The 17,127-nt window shown below is 63.9% G+C and carries 13 protein-coding genes; 7 read left to right on the forward strand and 6 right to left on the reverse strand.

Annotation, left to right across the window (positions count from 1 at the left end):
- The first annotated feature begins 20 nt into the window (after positions 1–20).
- Entirely contained in the window at positions 21–1,163 is a 1,143-nt protein-coding gene (locus IGS60_RS24240; protein ID WP_070224773.1) for an AI-2E family transporter, read from the forward strand.
- Positions 1,164–1,173: 10 nt separating this feature from the next.
- Here the strand turns inward: IGS60_RS24240 and IGS60_RS24245 are convergent, their stop codons facing one another.
- From IGS60_RS24245 to IGS60_RS24255, 3 genes are all read right to left on the reverse strand, one after another.
- Positions 1,174–2,904, reverse strand: coding sequence for a methyl-accepting chemotaxis protein (locus IGS60_RS24245; RefSeq protein ID WP_070224774.1), 1,731 nt, complete (start codon positions 2,902–2,904; stop codon positions 1,174–1,176).
- A gap of 351 nt (positions 2,905–3,255) precedes the next feature.
- Positions 3,256–4,875, reverse strand: a complete 1,620-nt coding sequence (locus tag IGS60_RS24250) for a toxin-antitoxin system YwqK family antitoxin (protein ID WP_230506433.1) — start codon at positions 4,873–4,875, stop codon at positions 3,256–3,258.
- 40 nt (positions 4,876–4,915) lie between these two features.
- Positions 4,916–5,830 (reverse strand): DMT family transporter, encoded by a 915-nt coding sequence (locus IGS60_RS24255; protein ID WP_070224776.1) that lies wholly within the window; start codon positions 5,828–5,830, stop codon positions 4,916–4,918.
- A 101-nt stretch (positions 5,831–5,931) separates the two neighbouring features.
- Between IGS60_RS24255 and IGS60_RS24260 the strand changes: the two genes are divergently transcribed.
- From IGS60_RS24260 to IGS60_RS24270, 3 genes are all read left to right on the forward strand, one after another.
- On the forward strand, positions 5,932–6,720 hold the full coding sequence (locus IGS60_RS24260) for a helix-turn-helix transcriptional regulator (protein WP_230506434.1): 789 nt from the start codon (positions 5,932–5,934) through the stop codon (positions 6,718–6,720).
- Between the two features lie 116 nt (positions 6,721–6,836).
- On the forward strand, positions 6,837–7,436 hold the full coding sequence (locus IGS60_RS24265; protein ID WP_070224777.1) for a MarC family protein: 600 nt from the start codon (positions 6,837–6,839) through the stop codon (positions 7,434–7,436).
- Between the two features lie 30 nt (positions 7,437–7,466).
- Positions 7,467–8,012, forward strand: coding sequence for a DinB family protein (locus tag IGS60_RS24270; RefSeq protein WP_230506435.1), 546 nt, complete (start codon positions 7,467–7,469; stop codon positions 8,010–8,012).
- Here the strand turns inward: IGS60_RS24270 and IGS60_RS24275 are convergent.
- Together IGS60_RS24275 and IGS60_RS24280 are read right to left on the reverse strand one after the other, a co-directional pair.
- On the reverse strand, positions 7,977–9,167 hold the full coding sequence (locus IGS60_RS24275; RefSeq protein ID WP_230506436.1) for an MFS transporter: 1,191 nt from the start codon (positions 9,165–9,167) through the stop codon (positions 7,977–7,979). The two genes, IGS60_RS24270 and IGS60_RS24275, sit on opposite strands and share 36 nt — an antisense overlap.
- Positions 9,164–10,345: a serine hydrolase gene (locus tag IGS60_RS24280; RefSeq protein WP_230506437.1), complete on the reverse strand. Its 1,182-nt coding sequence runs from the start codon at positions 10,343–10,345 to the stop codon at positions 9,164–9,166. Before IGS60_RS24280 ends, IGS60_RS24275 begins: the two co-directional genes overlap by 4 nt.
- Before the next feature lie 113 nt (positions 10,346–10,458).
- Between IGS60_RS24280 and IGS60_RS24285 the strand changes: the two genes are divergently transcribed.
- On the forward strand, positions 10,459–11,349 hold the full coding sequence (locus tag IGS60_RS24285) for a LysR family transcriptional regulator (RefSeq protein ID WP_230506438.1): 891 nt from the start codon (positions 10,459–10,461) through the stop codon (positions 11,347–11,349).
- A 207-nt stretch (positions 11,350–11,556) separates the two neighbouring features.
- Positions 11,557–13,269 (forward strand): methyl-accepting chemotaxis protein, encoded by a 1,713-nt coding sequence (locus IGS60_RS24290; RefSeq protein ID WP_070291942.1) that lies wholly within the window; start codon positions 11,557–11,559, stop codon positions 13,267–13,269.
- Here IGS60_RS24290 and IGS60_RS24295 read toward each other — a convergent pair.
- Positions 13,266–13,616 carry a hypothetical protein gene (locus tag IGS60_RS24295; protein WP_230506439.1) on the reverse strand — a complete coding sequence of 117 codons (351 nt, stop codon included), beginning with the start codon at positions 13,614–13,616 and terminating at the stop codon, positions 13,266–13,268. The two genes, IGS60_RS24290 and IGS60_RS24295, sit on opposite strands and share 4 nt — an antisense overlap.
- Between IGS60_RS24295 and IGS60_RS24300 the strand changes: the two genes are divergently transcribed.
- The gene (locus tag IGS60_RS24300) at positions 13,584–16,808 is read left to right on the forward strand and encodes an AAA domain-containing protein (protein WP_230506440.1); all 3,225 of its coding nucleotides are present in this window, start codon (positions 13,584–13,586) and stop codon (positions 16,806–16,808) included. The genes IGS60_RS24295 and IGS60_RS24300 overlap by 33 nt on opposite strands.
- Positions 16,809–17,127: the final 319 nt, after the last annotated feature.

A 17,127-nucleotide genomic window follows, 5' to 3' on the forward strand; every position in this document is an offset into this window, starting at 1 on the left:
TCCTGCCCTAAGGAATTCATATGTTCGGTTTTAACTTGCGTGTTGCCAAGATGGTGTGGACGGCGTTCCTCATCGCCTTCCTGCTCTTTCTCACCTACAAGGTCTCGTCGACCCTGATCGTGGTGGTCTTTGCCATCTTCTTCAGCTACCTCGTGTATCCGCTGATCGGACTGCTGGAGCGCCATGGCCCGAAGCGCCTGCCGCGCACGGCCGCCATCGGCATCGTCTTCCTCGTGGTGATCTTGCTGGTGGCGGTGCTGGGGTCCATCTTCGGGTCGCGCATCGAGGAAGAAGCGATCAAGCTCAGCGATCAGCTGCCGACCTTGCTCAAGGGGAATAATTTTGCCGAACGCATCCCATTGCCCGAATTCATGGAGCCCTTGCGCGCGCGCCTGCTGTCCTTCATGCAGACGCAGCTGAGCAGCGGTACGGGACAAGCCATGCCGCTGGCGAAGGAACTGGGCTTGACCGTCATGCATGCGGCCAGCAACCTGATCTATCTGGTGCTGGTGCCCGTGCTGAGCTTTTTGCTGATCAAGGAAGGCCCGGACATGCGCGACGGCTTGCTGTCCCTGCTGAACCGCCCGAACAAGAAACTCTGGGGCGCCATCATCGATGACCTCGACATCCTGCTGTCGCGCTATGTACGCGCCCTGCTGCTGTTGTCGATCGCCACGTTTGTGTCTTACAGCATCGCCTTTTCCCTGATGGGCGTGCCGTACAGCCTGCTGCTGGCCGGCGCGGCCGCCTTGCTGGAATTCATCCCGTTTGCCGGTCCGCTGGCGGCGGCCGTCATCGCCGTGGTCGTGGCCGGTTTCAGCGGCTTCGAGCACGTGTTCTGGCTGATCGGCTTTATCGCCGCCTACCGTTTGTTCCAGGATTACGTGGTCAACCCGTATTTGATGAGCGAAGGCGTGGAAGTGAGTCCACTGATGGTGATCGTCGGCTTGCTGGCCGGCGACCAGTTGGGTGGCGTGGTGGGCATCTTCCTGTCCGTGCCCGTGATGGCGGCCATCAAGATCGTCTTCGTACGCGCGCGGGCAGCCTTGCAGGCGCGCCACGATGCACTGGAGAAAGCCGAACAGGCGGCAGAGGAAGCGCGCGCCCAGGCCCTGGCCGAGGCGGCGCTATTGCAGGAACAGGGCAGCAAGGTGGCCCTGTAACCCCGCTAGATTAAAACTCTTCCCATTCGCCGCTGCTGTCTGCAGCGGGCTTGGCAGCACGTGGCTGGGCCGGAGCGGCTGCCGAGGCAGTACGGCTTGGCGTCAGGCGCAACGCCGGGCGTTTCAAGGCCGTGCTGGCGGCGGCCACGACAGGCTTGCGCAAGGCAGGCTTGGCCGCCGCCGGGCCGCTGTGGTTGGCGTCGAGTTTAAAAATGCTGACCATCTCGGCCAGCGCCGCCGCCTGCTCCTGCATGGATTCCGAAGCGGCTGCCGCTTCTTCCACCAGCGCCGCATTCTGTTGCGTCACGGTATCCATCTCTGCCACGGCTTGATTGATCTGGCCGATGCCCAGTTCCTGCTCGCGGCCGGCGGCGCTGATTTCGCCCATGATGTCCGTCACGCGGCGGATGCTGGACACGATCTCGTCCATCGTCGTGCCCGTCTGGCTGACCAGCGCGCTGCCGGCGCCCACGTTCTGTACCGATGCTTCGATCAGCATCTTGATGTCCTTGGCGGCGGAAGCCGAGCGGTGCGCCAGGTTGCGCACTTCCGTGGCGACGACGGCAAAGCCACGGCCTTGCTCGCCGGCGCGGGCCGCTTCCACGGCCGCGTTCAGGGCCAGGATGTTGGTCTGGAAGGCGATGCCGTCGATCACGCCGATGATGTCGGCGATCTTTTTCGACGATTCGCTGATGGTGCCCATGGTGTCGACCACTTGCGCCACCAGTGCGCCGCCTTTCACCGCCACGTCCGAAGCGGAAACGGCCAGCTGGTTGGCCTGGCGCGCATTGTCGGAGTTCTGCTTGACGGTCGAGGTCAGCTCTTCCAGCGACGAGGCCGTTTCTTCCAGGCTCGACGCTTGCTGTTCCGTGCGGCTCGATAAGTCCAGGTTGCCCGAGGCAATTTCATTGCTGGCCGTGGCGATGGCACCGCTGCCGTCGCGCACGCCGCGCACGGTGGTCGACAGGCGTTCCTGCATTTTCTGCAAGCCCGTCAGCAACGCGCCCATCTCGTCGTGGCGCGTGATGACGATGTCGTTGGCCAGGTTGCCGTCGGAAATGGCGCCGAAATGGCGCAGGGCCTGGTCCAGCGGGCCAAAGATGGCGCGCAGCAGCAAGAAGCTGGAAATAATCGTCAGCAAGGCGCCGACGATCATGCCGCCGATGGCCATGGTCACCTGGGTACGGAAGCTGGACTGGCTTTCCGCATACATCTTGGCGGCCGAGCTGGCCTGGTATTGCGTCAAGGTTTCAGCGGCCTGGTCCAAGGTGCGGTACAGCGGCGTCAGCCCTTTCATCATCAAGCCGTCCGCTTGCGCGATGTTGCCTTCACGCAAAGCCTTGCTCATGGTCAGCACGCCATTGTTCATGTAATCGCTGCGCTTCTTGTCCATGTCGTCGGACAGGCGCTTTTCTTCCGCGCTCTGCGGCAAGGCCAGGTACACCTTCCACGACTTGTTGGATGCTTCCAGAAATTGTTCCGCGCGGGCCAGGGTATCCTTGGCATCGGGCGCGTCCGGGTGCACCATCACGCGGTCCATCGTGAACCGCGCGCGGCCCAGGGCAATTTGCGATTCGCCGATCGCCTGCGTCGAGGCCAGCTGATTGCTGTAGACCTCGTTGAGGCTGTTGTTGGCCGATTTCAGGCTGATGATGCTCATCACGCCCAGCAAGGCGATCAACACGCCCAGCACACTCATGGTAGCGATCAGACGCATTTTTATTGTTATATTCGACAGCATGCAGTTTTCCTTGGTAAGGGCGCGACCGTGCCACCGCCTGCCGGACGAGATAGCGGCAAACGCCAGATGGGCGGATCACGTGAATTGTTCAGGACAGGTCGATACGGCGTGTGCGGCGGCAGGGGGGAAGGCGGCCCGCGCATATCGTCAGGAGTGCAAGACAGGGCAACGAGGTCGAGGTTTCCTGTACTTTTAATTTCCTGACTGCAAGATACAGGGAAAGATTACCAGTAGCAACATCCGTCTGGAATTTTCACGCTTTGTAACAAGCGGATGATGTTTTTTGCGCAGAACTGGCATTCCGCTGACGTGCGCGGTCGCTTGGGAATGCCATTTATGCTAGCCATCTAGTTAATACATGGTTTCTTCGATGAGCTGGCCATCATCGCGAAAATACTGAAATCGGCCCGTTTTCCTGCCCATGTTGTAGGCACCGATCTGCTTCGGCTTTCCGTTCTGGAAATTCTCGATATTGACGCCATGCAGCACGCCCATGTGCCAGTTGCGGTGAAATTGCGGCAGTTCGCCATCGGGATACAACAGGGTTTCCGCACCATCGAGCTTGCCGTCGGCAAACGTGCCTTGGTAGCGCCGCTTGCCGTCCGGATAAAAACTTTCCATCGTGCCATCGAGGACACCGAGGCGGTAATGTTCGACCAGTTCCAGCCGGCCATCGGCCGCATACTGCTCCAGCTTGCCATCGGGTTTGCCATTGAGCATGGTCAACACTTGCCAGCCGCCGTCCGGCGTCGATTTCTTCCATGGCCCCTGTTTGATGTCATCGGCATAGTTGCCGCCACCGCCAGGTTCCACCCACTGGCCCTGTTTCTTGCCATTCACATAACTACCCTGCCATTGCACCACGCCACCGGCGCGGCGCTCGCTGGGGCCGTCCAGACGGTCTTTTACGAAATGGTCGTAACCGGTGTAGCTGTGCATGTCCGCTGCGCGCCATTCGGCCACGCCCGGGCGCACTTCCCAGCGCCCCGTGCGCTGGCCCCGCTGCATCATGCCCGTGGTGGTCTCGTCGCCGCTTGCATACGTCCACGGCCCCTCGGCCTTGTCGTCGACAAAAGCGCCAGACGAACGGATGGTGTTCGGCTCCTCGAAGTGCCATACGCCGGTGCGCTTGCCCTGCGCATACAGGCCGCGGGCAAACACGCTGCCCACGCAGCAATTGACGTCGTACTCGATGAATGGCCCGTCCTGGCTGCCGGCAAAGCGTTGCGGCTGCGTTTCCCAGGTGATCCATTTGATGTGATAACTGGGCGCGAAGCCCCCTTCCCAGCCCTTGCCCAGCAGATACGTGACGGTCAGATAATGGCCATCCTTTTCCTGGTACGTCTTTTTATAGGCAAACGCGGGGGCGTCGGCCGGCTTGCCGGGCAATAATTCACCATCGATATTGAAATAGCCGACCAGCTTGCCATGCGCATGCTCGATGGCGTCGAACCCGGCCACGCCCGTGGGCGCGTAGGCGATGCTGTAATCGATCAACTGCAAGGAGGCCAGCGCGGCGCGCACCTGCGCCTCGTCCATGGTTGTTGCGCCGCGCACGATGGCGTCCAGCGCGGGCTGCAAGGCCGGCACATTGAACATCTTGCCGCCGCTGCGCTCGTAGCGGTAGGCATGCAAGCCGTAGGCTGCGCCACTGTTAGCACTGCGGCTGAGCACGAACGTGGTTTCACCCTCGCTGTCGAGATCCAGCTGGAACACGGCCTCGATGCTGGCCTGGCCGTACTTGTCCAGGTTCATGCGTTTTTCACTGATGCCGTTGCACTGGCAATAGTAGCCGTTGACCTCGCCATTTTCCTGCAGGAAGGCCAGCACCACGCCGCCGTCGCGGCGCTCGACGGCGCTGGCGTAGGCCATGGGCGCACCCTCATAAAAACGCGGCGCGGCCTGGGCCGGCGCCAGGGTACCCAAGGCCAGCGCCATGGCCATCGTGCTCACCCAAAATGTGTACCGCATGTCAACTCCACTGCCGAAAGCCGCCATTATGCATGGCCGTTCAGGCAAGGCCGGACACCCCAGCACGCCGGCCAAACAGCGGCCGCTGCACTGTCTGCGCCAGCAGCACTCCCAGCAGCGAGATGCCGCCGCCGACCAGGTGATAGAGATGCATGCTTTCCTGCAGCCAGACGATGGCCAGCAAGGCCGTCAGCAGGGGCAGCAGGTTGACGTAGATACTGCAGCGGTTCGGCCCCAGCAATTTGACGCCTTCGATCCATAGGTAGGACAGCACGATGGACGAGCCGATGCCCGCATAGCCGATCAGGGGCAAGGTGGTGGCGTCCAGCTTGGCGCTGCCGGGCGGCAGCAGCAGGAAAAACGGCAGCATGCACACCAGGGCCGCCAGCGCCTGGCAATAAATAGCTTGCCAGGCGGGAATGGACAGACGCCAGCGGCGCAGCAGCACGCCGTACAGGGCAAAGCTCAGGCAGGCCAGCAGCATCAGCGCATCGCCCGCATGCACGCCCTGCTGCAGCAAGGCCAGCACGTCGCCGCGCCCCACCAGGTACAGCAAGCCGCCGAACGACAGCACGCCGCCGGCCGCCATGCCGACCGTCAGGCGCTCGCCCAGCAGCAGCACGCTGAGCAGTGCCGTCATCAGGGGCGCGAGCGCCGTGACGATGGCCATATTCGTCGCCGTCGTCGATTCGGCGGCGCGGTAGGACAGGCTCTGGAACAGCGCCATCGACATCAGGCCGCACAAAGCCAGCTGCCACCACTGGCGGCGGATAGCGGCGCGGTTGCGCCACAGGGGACGGGCGATAAACGGCGTCATCACCAGCAAGACCAGCACCAGCCGATAAAACGTGATGGCCGTGGGGGCGATGCTGGACGCGGCCAGCTTCGAGACGACGACGTTGCCGGCCCACAGCAGCATGGCGAGAAACGGATACAGATAGGCGCGCACAGGCATGCGTAGCTCCAGGAATAGTTGCGGGAAACCATCATGCCGCAGGCGCGCCGCGCCTTCTCGCGCTAAGATGTCCATACCTATCGCAAAACTGACCTGCTTTCATGGATTGTTCCTCCCCCGCCTTTCAGGAATTGCTGCCCGTCACGGCGCGCGCCATGGCGCTGGCCGTCGACTATGCGCATGGCCACGTGATTTCCGTACACCGCCACACGCATGCGCAATTGCTGTATGCCATCGAGGGCGTGATGACCATTGAGGCGCAGGGCGGGCGCTGGGTGGTGCCGCCCACGCGCGGCGTGTGGCTGCAACCCGGCATCGCGCACCAGGTGCGCATGAGCGGCGCCGTGAAAATGCGCACGGTGTTCGTCAACTGCGCCAATTCTCCATTGCTGCCTGGCCACAGTTGCGTGCTCGACATCAGCCCCCTGCTGCGGCAACTGATCGTCGCCGCCGTCGACATCGCGCCCGATTTTACGGAAGGCAGCCGCGACTGGCATCTGCTGCAATTGCTGTTGCACGAACTGGGCAGCCTGCCCGTGCTGCCCCTGTATCTGCCCTTGCCTGCGGATGCGCGCCTGCGCGGCATCTGCGCGCGGCTGATGGAGCAGCCGGGCGAGCAAGTGACGGTGGCGCACTGGGCGCAGGAACTGGCGATCACCGAGCGCAGCCTGCACCGCTTGTTCCAGAAGCAGACGGGCATGCGCTTTGGCCAGTGGCGCCAGCAGGCGCGGCTGCTGCGGGCGCTGGAGCAATTGGCGCGCGGCGGCAAGGTCATCGACGTGGCCATGGACAATGGCTACACGAGCCAGAGCGCGTTTACAGCCATGTTCAAAAAGCATTTCGGCACGACGCCGACGGCGTTTTACCAGGCAAAAGTCATCGCCGCGTAAAAAAAATGCTGCTATGCATCAATAATCATGGGCGATAAGCGCCGGGCTTGTTATCATCGCAAGCCTTATCGCACCGCGCCCATCCTGGCAGCGGTGTTGACCTCTATCACACCACCATGACACAGAATTTCTTCCAGACTTTTATCCTGCTTTTGCTCGTCACCGATCCATTCGGCAACGTTTCCCTGTTCGTCAACGCCCTGAAACGGGTACCGATCGAGCGGCGCTGGAAAGTCGTGGTGCGCGAATGCCTGATCGCCTTCGGCATCTTGCTGCTGTTTATGTTCTTCGGCCGCCATTTCCTGAACGCCTTGCAATTGTCGGAAGTGGCGCTGCGCATCGGCGGCGGCGTGATTTTGTTCCTGATCGCCATGCGCATGGTGTTTCCGCAGCCAAACGCGGGCAATAGCGACCACGAGATGGGCGGCGAGCCGTTCATCGTGCCGCTGGCCATCCCCGCGCTGGCCGGCCCGTCGGCCCTGGCCACCGTGCTGCTGTTTTCCTCGCATGAAGTCAATGAAGTGATCGCCCACGTGGCGGGATTGACGGCCGTGGCCGTCGTCTGGCTGGCCGTCTTCCTGTGCGCCGAACGCTTGCAGCGGGCGCTCGGTCCAAGGGTCATGACGGCGTTCGAGCGCCTGATGGGCTTGATCCTGACGGCGATGGCCATTGAAATGCTGCTGGCTGGCATACGCGCGTTCCTGAAGTCCGTTTAATATTGTCATTCATCCACTGGAGGAATCACCATGAGCCGTTGCGCCCACATTTGCCTGATGGCCGATTACAACCAGTGGATGAATGCCAAGGTCTACGCAGCGGCGGCCAGCCTGCCGCCCGGCGAGCTGCAGCGCGAGCGGGGCGCCTTTTTCGGCTCCCTGCTGGCCACCCTGAACCACGTGATGGTGGGCGATACCTTGTGGCTGCAGCGCTACGCGAAACATCCGGCCGGTTTCCCCCTGCTCGATCCCATCCGCGCCATCACGCCGCCCGCGTCGCTCACGCAGCCGCTGTTCGCGGCCGACGATTTTGCCGCCATGCACGCGCACCGGCAATGGCTGGACCAGCTCATCATCGACTGGGCGGCGTCCATCCGCGAAGAAGACCTCGACCATTTGCTCGATTACCGCAACAGCAAGGGGCCTAACCGGCGCGAGTTTTTCAGCCTGCTCATGCATTTCTTTAACCACCAGACGCACCACCGGGGCCAGGCCAGCACCTTGCTGTCGCAAGCGGGCGTGGACATCGGCGACACGGATCTACTGTTTCGCATCCCCAACCATATCGAGGACTGACACGGGGCGGTAGCGCCACGCCTTGATCCCGATCAAGGCCAGCGCCAGCGCTCCCAGCAGCGCGCCGCAAGCCAGCGCGCCCTGCATGCCGTAGGACTCGATGGCCATGCCGCCGGCCAATGCGCCCAGCGTCACGCCCAGGTTGATGGCGGCGATATACACGCCGATGGCGAACGCGGGCGCCTCGCGCGCTTCGCTGCTGAGCCACACTTGCGTCACGATCAACCCGCTCGTATGCGCGGCGCCCCAGAACAGCAGCAACACGGCCAGCGCCGCCCAGCCGATGCCGCCGCCCGCATATTCATACAGCAGCCAGTACGCCAGCCCCAGCAGCACAGGCTGCAGCAAGACCGTGCGCAGCACGTGCGTGCCCAGCTGGCGCCCCGCGAACAGATTGCCCGCCACGCCGCCCACGCCAAACACCACCAGCGCCAGCCCCGTCTGGCGCGCCGACAAGCCCGCTTCCTGCTGCAGATACGCGGCCGCATACGCATACACGGCAAACATGGCGGCAAACACCAGCACGGCGGCGGCAATGGTGAACCACAGGGCAGGTTTGCGCAGCACGGCCAGCTGGCGGCCATACGCCATCGGCGCCTCGCGCGGCGTGTCGGGCAGAAACAGATACAGCCCCAGCGCCGCCAGGGCATTCACGAGGGCGCACGCGAGGAACGATGCCTCATAGCCATATTGGGCAGCGATCCAGGTGGTCAGCGGGATGCCCAGCACCATGCCCATGCTGGTGCCAGTGAACGCATGCGCGCCGGCCCGCGCCGCATCGCGCGGCGGATACAGGGCGGCGGCGGCCACCATGGCCAGCGAGAAATACACGGGGTGGAACAGGGCCGGCACGATGCGCAGCGCCAGCAGCAGCCCGAAGCGCGGTGCATACGCCGAGGCCACGCTGGCCAGGGCAAACACGAGCAGCGAGACGATCAGCACGCTCTTGCGGCGCCAGCGCGTGGCCAGCAGCACGAGGAAGGGGCCGCCCACGGCGATCACCAGCGCGAACAGGCTCACCAGCGAACCCGCCTGCGCGGCCGTCACCCCATAACGCTGCATGATCATCGGCAAGATGCCGACCACGCCAAACTCGATGCAATACACGCCGAACAGGCCCAGCGCAAGAAAAACGATGGGGTGCGGGCGCGTCATGGCATTTCCTTGGCGCCATACACGGCCTGGCACAGTTCCGTGACGAACGGTCCCGCCATGCCCTCCAATGCCGTATTCGTAAACGCCACCACGGACAGTTCCTGCGCCGGGTCGACAAACCACGAGTGGCCATACGTGCCGCCCATGCGCCAGCTGCCCGCCGCTTCCGGCGTGGCGGCGGCAAGCGGGTCCGTCAAGACCGTGAACCCCAGGCCGAAGCCACGGCCGGGCCAGAACGGCAAGTCGAAACCGCCCGTCTGGTTTGCTCCCATCTGGCGCGCCAGCGCTGGCGGCAGCAGCGGCGCGCCGCCCAGTCGCAGGGTTTCCAGCAGGCGCATGAAATCGGGGGCAGAGCCGACCATGCCGGCGCCGCCGGACGGATACGCGTACGCGTCGAGCGCCCTTGCCGGCGACAAGGTAAAGCCGGCCATGCCTTCGAGAAACGGCAGATGGTCTTCCCCCTCGTCCAGCAAACGGCGCGGCCGGGCTTCTTCCGCTGCGCGGTCCGCATACGCGACGGCCAGGCGCGCCCCGTCCGTGGCCATAAAACCCGTGTCGTGCATGGCCAGCGGCGCCGTCACCAGGCGTTCCACGGCCTGTGCCAGCGACATGCCGGCCGCCTGTTCGATCACGGCGCCCAGCACGTCGGTGGCGATCGAGTACGCCCAGCGCTCGCCCGGTGCAGACGCGAGCGGCACGGTAGCGAGGCGGCGCAGGTTGTCCTCGAGGGAAATACGGGATGCATCCATGCCGTCGGACACGCCCGCCCGCGCATACGCGCCGCCCGGCGGCTGGAAAAAGCCGTAGTCGAGCCCGGCCGTATGCGTGAGCAAGTGGCGCACGGTCATCGCCGCCACGGCGCCGTCCGGCTGGCGCGGCGCAAAATACGGCAGCCAGCGCGCCACCGGGTCGTCCAGGCCCAGGCGGTTCTGCCCCACCAGCGCCAGCGCGGCCGTCGAGACGATGGGTTTGCTGACCGAGGCCAGGCGGAAGACGGCATCTTCCACCATGGGCGTACCGGCCTCGCGGTCCAGGTGACCGGCGGCGCGGCGATAGATATCCTGGCCGCGCTGGCGCACCAGCACCACGGCGCCCACCAGGCGCTGCTGATGCAGCACGGCATCAAGCAAGGGGTCGATGCGGGCGGCCAAGGCCGCGGGAGAGAAGTTGTACATCATGGCGTAGCCTTTCAAATGATCAGGCTGCCAAGGTAAGCGAGACGCGATCAAAGAAAAACAGGCTATAGTTTCAGTCTGTGCGGACGTTGACATCCGCAATCAAAAGGAAAATCATGGATAACTTGGCGGGATTCACGGCCTTCGTGCAGGCGGCGGAAACGCGCAGTTTTGTCGCGGCGGGCCGGGTGCTCGGCATTTCCGCCTCGGCCGTGGGCAAGAGCATCGCGCGGCTGGAAGAGCGGCTCGGCGTGCGCCTGTTTCACCGCAGCACGCGCAGCATCGCGCTGACCAGCGAGGGTACCGTGTTTCTCGAGCGCTGCCGGCGCATCCTGAGCGAAATCGAAGCGGCCGAGCTGGAGTTATCGAACAGCAAGCGCGCGCCGCAAGGCCGGCTGCGCGTCAGCCTGCCGCAGGTGGGCAGCCTGCTCAATCCCGTGCTGGCGGCCTTTGCGCGTGCCTATCCGCAGGTGGAACTCGACCTCGATTTCAGCGACCGCCGGGTCGACGTGATCGAAGAAGGCTACGACGCCGTCGTGCGCGCGGGAGAAAGCGCCGACAGCCGTTTGATGAGCCGCCAGCTGGGCCAGTTCCAGCTGCAACTGGTGGCCTCGCCAGCCTATCTGGCGCGCAACGGCACGCCGCTGCTGCCGGCCGACCTGGCCCGCCACACTTGTTTGCTGTACAAATTTCCCAGCAGCGGCAAGGTCGAGGCGTGGCCCTTGCCCGAGTGGCATGCCCTGCACGCGGCCGGCTTGCCGACTGTGCTGAACTGTAACAACGTCGACACCCTGCTGCACTTTGCCGAAAGCGGCCTGGGCATCGCCGCCCTGCCCGACTTTGCCGCGCGCGCGGCGCTGACGGCGGGCCGCTTGCAGCCGGTGCTGGACGCGCACCGCCGGCACGACGGCGCCTTCCGCATCCTGTGGCCCAGCAGCCGCCACCTGACGCCGAAACTGCGCGCCTTCATCGACTTCCTCGCCACGCACGTGTTTCCGGAAAACTAAGCCCGCATCCGGCGTCGCGCTCGTTGTTTCCACACGACAACTTATTTAATTTGCTACCATTTTTTAAACTTTTCGCGGACTTGATACAAGTTTTTGTATTGCAGTGCGGAATTTTGAGGAACAATTACAGGCTGGCTGCCCTTACGTATAAACCCGTAGCCTTGGCCTGTCGACGTTTTCCCTCACTTCCGCAATACGAAAGCAATCATGTCACTTACACAATTCAAAATCGGCACCCGGCTCGGGATCGGATTTGCTGTCGTTCTCGGTCTGCTGGTGGCCGTCTTGCTCGTCGGCCTGTACTCCATGGGGCAACTGAGCGCACGCACACACGACATCGTGGCCGACAAGAACGTCAAGATGGCGGCCGCCAATACCATGAGCGACAACGTGCGCAACATTACCCTGGCGATCACCAGCATTGTGGTGGCGCCGACGGAAGCGCTGGTGCAGGCGGAACTGGCAAAGATCGGCGAAGCACGCAAGAAATACGGCGCCGCCAAGGAAACCCTGCAAAAGAAAATTTCGACAGACAAGGAAACGGCGCTGATGGCTGAACTGGACGCGGCCCTGAAATCGGGCGCGCCGCTGAACAACAAGGTCATCGAGCTGCGCAATGCGGGCCAGACGGATGAAGCGATCGCCTTTTTGACGCAGCAGGCGGCGCCGAGCCTGAAACGCGTGCTGGGCGCGCTCGACAGCCTGGTCGCGTATGAAGGCGAGCAGGCGGCCCAGGCGGCAACGGACGCCGAAACGCTGAGCAACAGTGCGCGCGCTTCCATGATTACCTTGGGCAGCGTGGCCGTGCTGCTGGGCGCTTTTGTTGCCTGGATCATCACGCGCTCGATCACCCAGCCCATCAATGCGGCCGTCAGCGTGGCCGAAACCGTCGCTTCGGGCGATTTGTCGTCGCACATCGTCGTCGATTCCAGCGATGAAACGGGCCGCCTGCTGGGCGCCCTGAAAGCCATGAACACGAGCTTGCTGGGCGTGGTGGCGCAAGTGCGCAACGGTACGGATGCGATTTCCACAGCGTCGAGCGAAATTGCCGCAGGCAACCTCGACCTGTCGTCCCGCACGGAAGAGCAAGCCAGTTCGCTGGAAGAAACGGCGTCGGCCATGGAGGAACTGACCTCGACCGTGAAGCAAAACGCGGACAATGCGCGCCAGGCAAACCAGCTGGCGAAAAGCGCATCCGAGGTGGCCGTGCGCGGCGGCAGCATCGTCGCGCAAGTGGTCGACACCATGGGCACGATCAATGACTCGTCGAAGAAAATCGTCGACATCATCGGCGTCATCGACGGCATCGCCTTCCAGACCAACATCCTGGCCTTGAACGCGGCCGTGGAAGCGGCGCGCGCGGGTGAACAGGGCCGTGGCTTCGCCGTCGTCGCCACCGAGGTACGCAATCTGGCGCACCGTTCGGCCTCGGCCGCCAAGGAAATCAAGGAACTGATCGCCGCTTCGGTCGCCAACGTGGACACGGGTTCACGCCTCGTCAATGAAGCGGGCCAGACCATGGGCGACATCGTCGACAGCATCGTGCGCGTGACCGACATCATGGGCGAAATCACCTCCGCCACGCACGAGCAGACCATCGGCATCGAACAGATCAACATGGCCATTGCCCAGATGGATGAAGTGACGCAGCAAAACGCGGCCCTGGTGGAAGAAGCGGCGGCCGCCTCGCAAAGCATGCAGGAACAGGCGGGCGAACTGGCGCACGTGGTGGGCTTCTTTAAAACCGGCAACCATGTTGCCAGCGTCAGCAAGCTGACGCCTGTGCGCGCCACGCCGGCAGCGGCTGCGCCCGCCATCGCTCGCCCCGCAGCCAAGCCCGCCCCTGTGCGCAAGGCCGTCGCGGCCGCGCCGGCGCGCCGCAGCAACGCCGCCGCCGAAAGCGAATGGGAAGAGTTTTAAAACACCCGTGTTAATACCAGAGTTTTAACACCCGGCAACACCGCAACGGGAAAAGCCAGGCAGGAAGTTGCTGCCTGGCTTTTTTTCGTCCGCCAATACCACTTTTTTTGCGGCAAAGCCCGCGCAATAGACAAAAGTGCAAAACGTGCACCGCGCATACGCTTTACAATCCTCGCTCGCTTTACAAAATATTGGTCATCATGAATCAGGCAGAACAGCAGCGCCTCCTGGCTATCCTGGAGTATTGGCACAAGATCGAATTCTTTATCCCGTTTGACCTGAATCAAATCACGGACGTTGAAGACCAATCCACCGTGCGTCTCCTCCACCGCGAACAGCTGGCGCAATTGCCGCCGCAGTTCGCCACGCAGTGGCCAGTCCCTTCCGACCGCGAGATCGACGGCTTTTCACTGTTCCTCGGCGTGTTCGACAAGGCCGAAATCAACAAGGCTTGCCCGCCGGCCAACGGCCCGGAAAACATTGCCGAGACAGAAAAAACAGAGCTGCTGGGACGCTCGTGCTTTGCCCGCATCAACCTCAATGCGCTGGGCGAGCCGCAGTTCGACCCCGTCTCCGTGTCGACCTTGCCGTGGGCCCTGGGCCGCGCCCGCACGCCGGACTGGTCGGGCCTGAGCCTGGACGCCTTCAGCGACAGCCAACTGGCGCTGCAGGACAGCCTGCGCAACTTTGCCGCCGCCCGCGCCCCGCAGCCAGTGACGGACGAGGCGGGCAATGTCTCGTCGCCCCTGTCCGGCATAGAAATCGCGGCCCTGGCCGACCTGCTCATCGACTGGGCCGGCTTCCGCCCGTCCGCCGGCCAGCCGCTGGCCGTGCTGGAATTGCGCACGCGCAAGAAACGCGCGGCCGTGACGGAAGGCGACTTGGCTGAGGCCAGCCAGAACCGTAGCCTGGACTTTGGCGACGCGGTGGAGCCGTCGATCGATATCCTCAACAGTTTTTACCTCGATGACCTGGAGCAGATCATCCGCGCCTTGCGTGGCGGCAAGTTGCCGGCCACGGTGGCCGCCTACCTGACGCCGCTGGCGCAGGACGAGCGCATCGATCTGTACAGCCCGGCCGGACGCCAGGCGCTGGCCGCCATGCTCAATCCCGCGAACATGAACCGCGGCCACTGGCTGGAAGACGCCAGCTACGCCATGAGCCTGATGCAGCAATTCGCCATCCACGGCGCGCGCACGGGCTTGAGCGAACGCGGCATCTTTTCCGTCAACGGCCCGCCCGGCACGGGCAAGACGACGTTATTGCGCGAATTGTTTGCCGACAACATCGTGCGCCGCGCGGCCGTGCTGTCCTGCCTGGACCGCGCCGGCGACGCCTTCATCGGCAAGGTGGCCGTGGCCTTCGAAGGCGTGCGCGACCCGATCACCATCGCCCGCTTGCGCCCGGAATTGACGGGCTTTGAAATGGTCGTCGCCTCGTCGAACAACGCGGCGGTGGAAAATATTTCCGGCGACCTCCCAAAACCGAAACAGCTGGGCAAGGAATGGGCGCGCACGCGCTATTTTGAAAGCGTGGCGCGCCGCGTGGTGGCCGACGGCAATGGCGCCAACCGCGCCCTGGACGAGACGGAAGCGCCGTGGGGCTTGATGTCCTGCGCGCTGGGCAATAGCGCGAACCGCCGCCGCTTCGTCAGCAATTTCTATGACGACGACTGGGACAAGAGCACGGCGCGCAAGACGCCGAATGCGCAGAATATCCGCCAGTGGCTGGCCAGCTACCAGGGCGTCAGCTTCGCCCAGGCGGCGCGCGAGTTCCGCGAAACGGAACACGTGGTGGAAAAGGCCCTGGCCGAGCACGCGCAATACGCGGCCCTGTGGCAAGCCGTGGGCACGTGCACGGAAGCCGATTTTATCCAGGCCAGCCAGCAAGCGTTAATTGAAGCTGAGCAAGAGATGGATGCAGCGAATGGCACCCTGTCCGGCGCGCTGGCGCAGCAGGACACCCTGCTTGCCAGCAAGAAGGAATTGCTGGAAGAAGAGCGCCTGGTGGCGCTGACGCAACCGGGCTTTTTTGCCCGCCTGTTCCGCACGGCCCCGGCGCGCGCCTACAAGGACGCCGTCGTGGCCAACGCCGAAGCGCAGCGCCAGGCCGCGCGCGACGTGTCCGCCATCAAGCTGCTGCTCAAGGGCGAGCTGGAGCCGCGCTGCGAGCGGGCCCGCAACAGCCTGCACATTGCCCTGCGCACGGCGCAATCGCGCCAGCGCGAATGGGATGACAGCACGGAATTGCTGCGCCGCGCGCGCATGCGTTTCCCCACCATCAGCGCGCCGGCCAGCCTGGACGAGCTGGACGGCGACGCGTTGCAGATAGGCGGCCTGTGGCATGAACCGGCGCTGGCGCGCCTGCGCTCGCGCCTGTTCGCCAAGGCCCTGGCCCTGCACGAAGCGTGGCTGGCGGAAGTGGCGAAGAAGGGCGGACCCGGCTTTGGCGGCAACTTGCTGGCTGTGTCGAAATTGCTGAAAAACAAGCGCGCGTATGACCAGTCGCACGTCGCCATGGTCTGGCACAGCCTGTTCATGGTGGTGCCTGTCGTGTCGACCACGTTTGCCTCGTTCGCGCGCCAGTTCCAGGGCATGGGCCCGGAATCGCTGGGCTGGCTGTTCATCGATGAAGCGGGCCAGGCCGTGCCGCAAGCGGCGCTGGGCAGCCTGTGGCGCGCCAAACGCGCCGTCGTCGTGGGCGACCCGCTGCAGATCGAACCCGTGTTCACGGTGCCGGACCGTCTCGTGCAAACCCTGTCCGCCCTGTCGCCGCATACGCAGGATGGCAGCTACGCGCCGACTTCCGTTTCCGTGCAGACCCTGGCCGACAAGGCCAACCGCTATGGCGCAACGGTCGGCACCGGCAGCGCGCAGCCCCTGTGGATAGGCAGCCCCCTGCGCGTGCACCGCCGCTGCGTGGAACCGATGTTTTCGCTGGCCAACAGCATCGCCTACGAAGACAAGATGGTCTATGGGCTGGCTGAACGCACGCCGCCGGCCGGCGCGCGGGGCCTGACGCGGGGACCGAGCCGCTGGATCGACGCCGTCGGCGCCGTCAGCTACAAGCAGGTGGTGCCGGTGCAGCTCGATTTCGTGCTGGAAGTGTTATTGAAACTATATCGCCGCGACGGCAAGCTGCCGGACATGTATGTGATTACGCCGTTCAAGGCCGTGCGCAACGAATTGCGTTCGCGCATCGTTGACATGGACTGGGACCGCCGCCTCGGCTACGGCAAGGCGCCGACGGCGCGCGAACTGCGCCAGTGGAGCAGCCAGATGGTGGGCACCGTGCATACCTTCCAGGGCAAGGAACAAAGCGTGGTCATGCTGGTCCTCGGCGCCGACGACAGCACGACCGGCGCCGCGCAGTGGGCGGCGGCCACGCCGAATTTGCTCAACGTGGCCCTGACGCGCGCGCAGCATTATGTGTACATCGTCGGCAACCCGCTGCTGTGGGGCCAGTTGCCGCATTTTGCGCCGGCGTGCGCGCAATTGCCGCATACGGGCATGCATGAGTTTTTGGTGGAGATGGGCTGATTGGCAGGCGTAGGTCGGATTAGCGCCCCAGCGCGTAATCCGACAACATTGTTGGCCGCTCTTGTCGGATTACGCGCGGCTACGCCCCGCTAATCCGACCTACGTTGCTGCGCCGGGAAGACCAAGGTAAACGTCGTGGCGGCCGCGTCGGACGCCACACTCGCGCTGCCGCCGTATAACTGCACGATGGCCGTGACGCAGGCCATGCCCAGGCCTGCGGAAGCGGCCGAATCGCTATTGTCGGATTACGCGCGGCTACGCCCCGCTAATCCGACCTACTTTCCTGCACCGGGAAAACCAAGATGTAGGTCGGATTAGC

The organism is Janthinobacterium sp. FW305-128 (assembly GCF_020858135.1).
GTDB lineage: Bacteria > Pseudomonadota > Gammaproteobacteria > Burkholderiales > Burkholderiaceae_D > Janthinobacterium.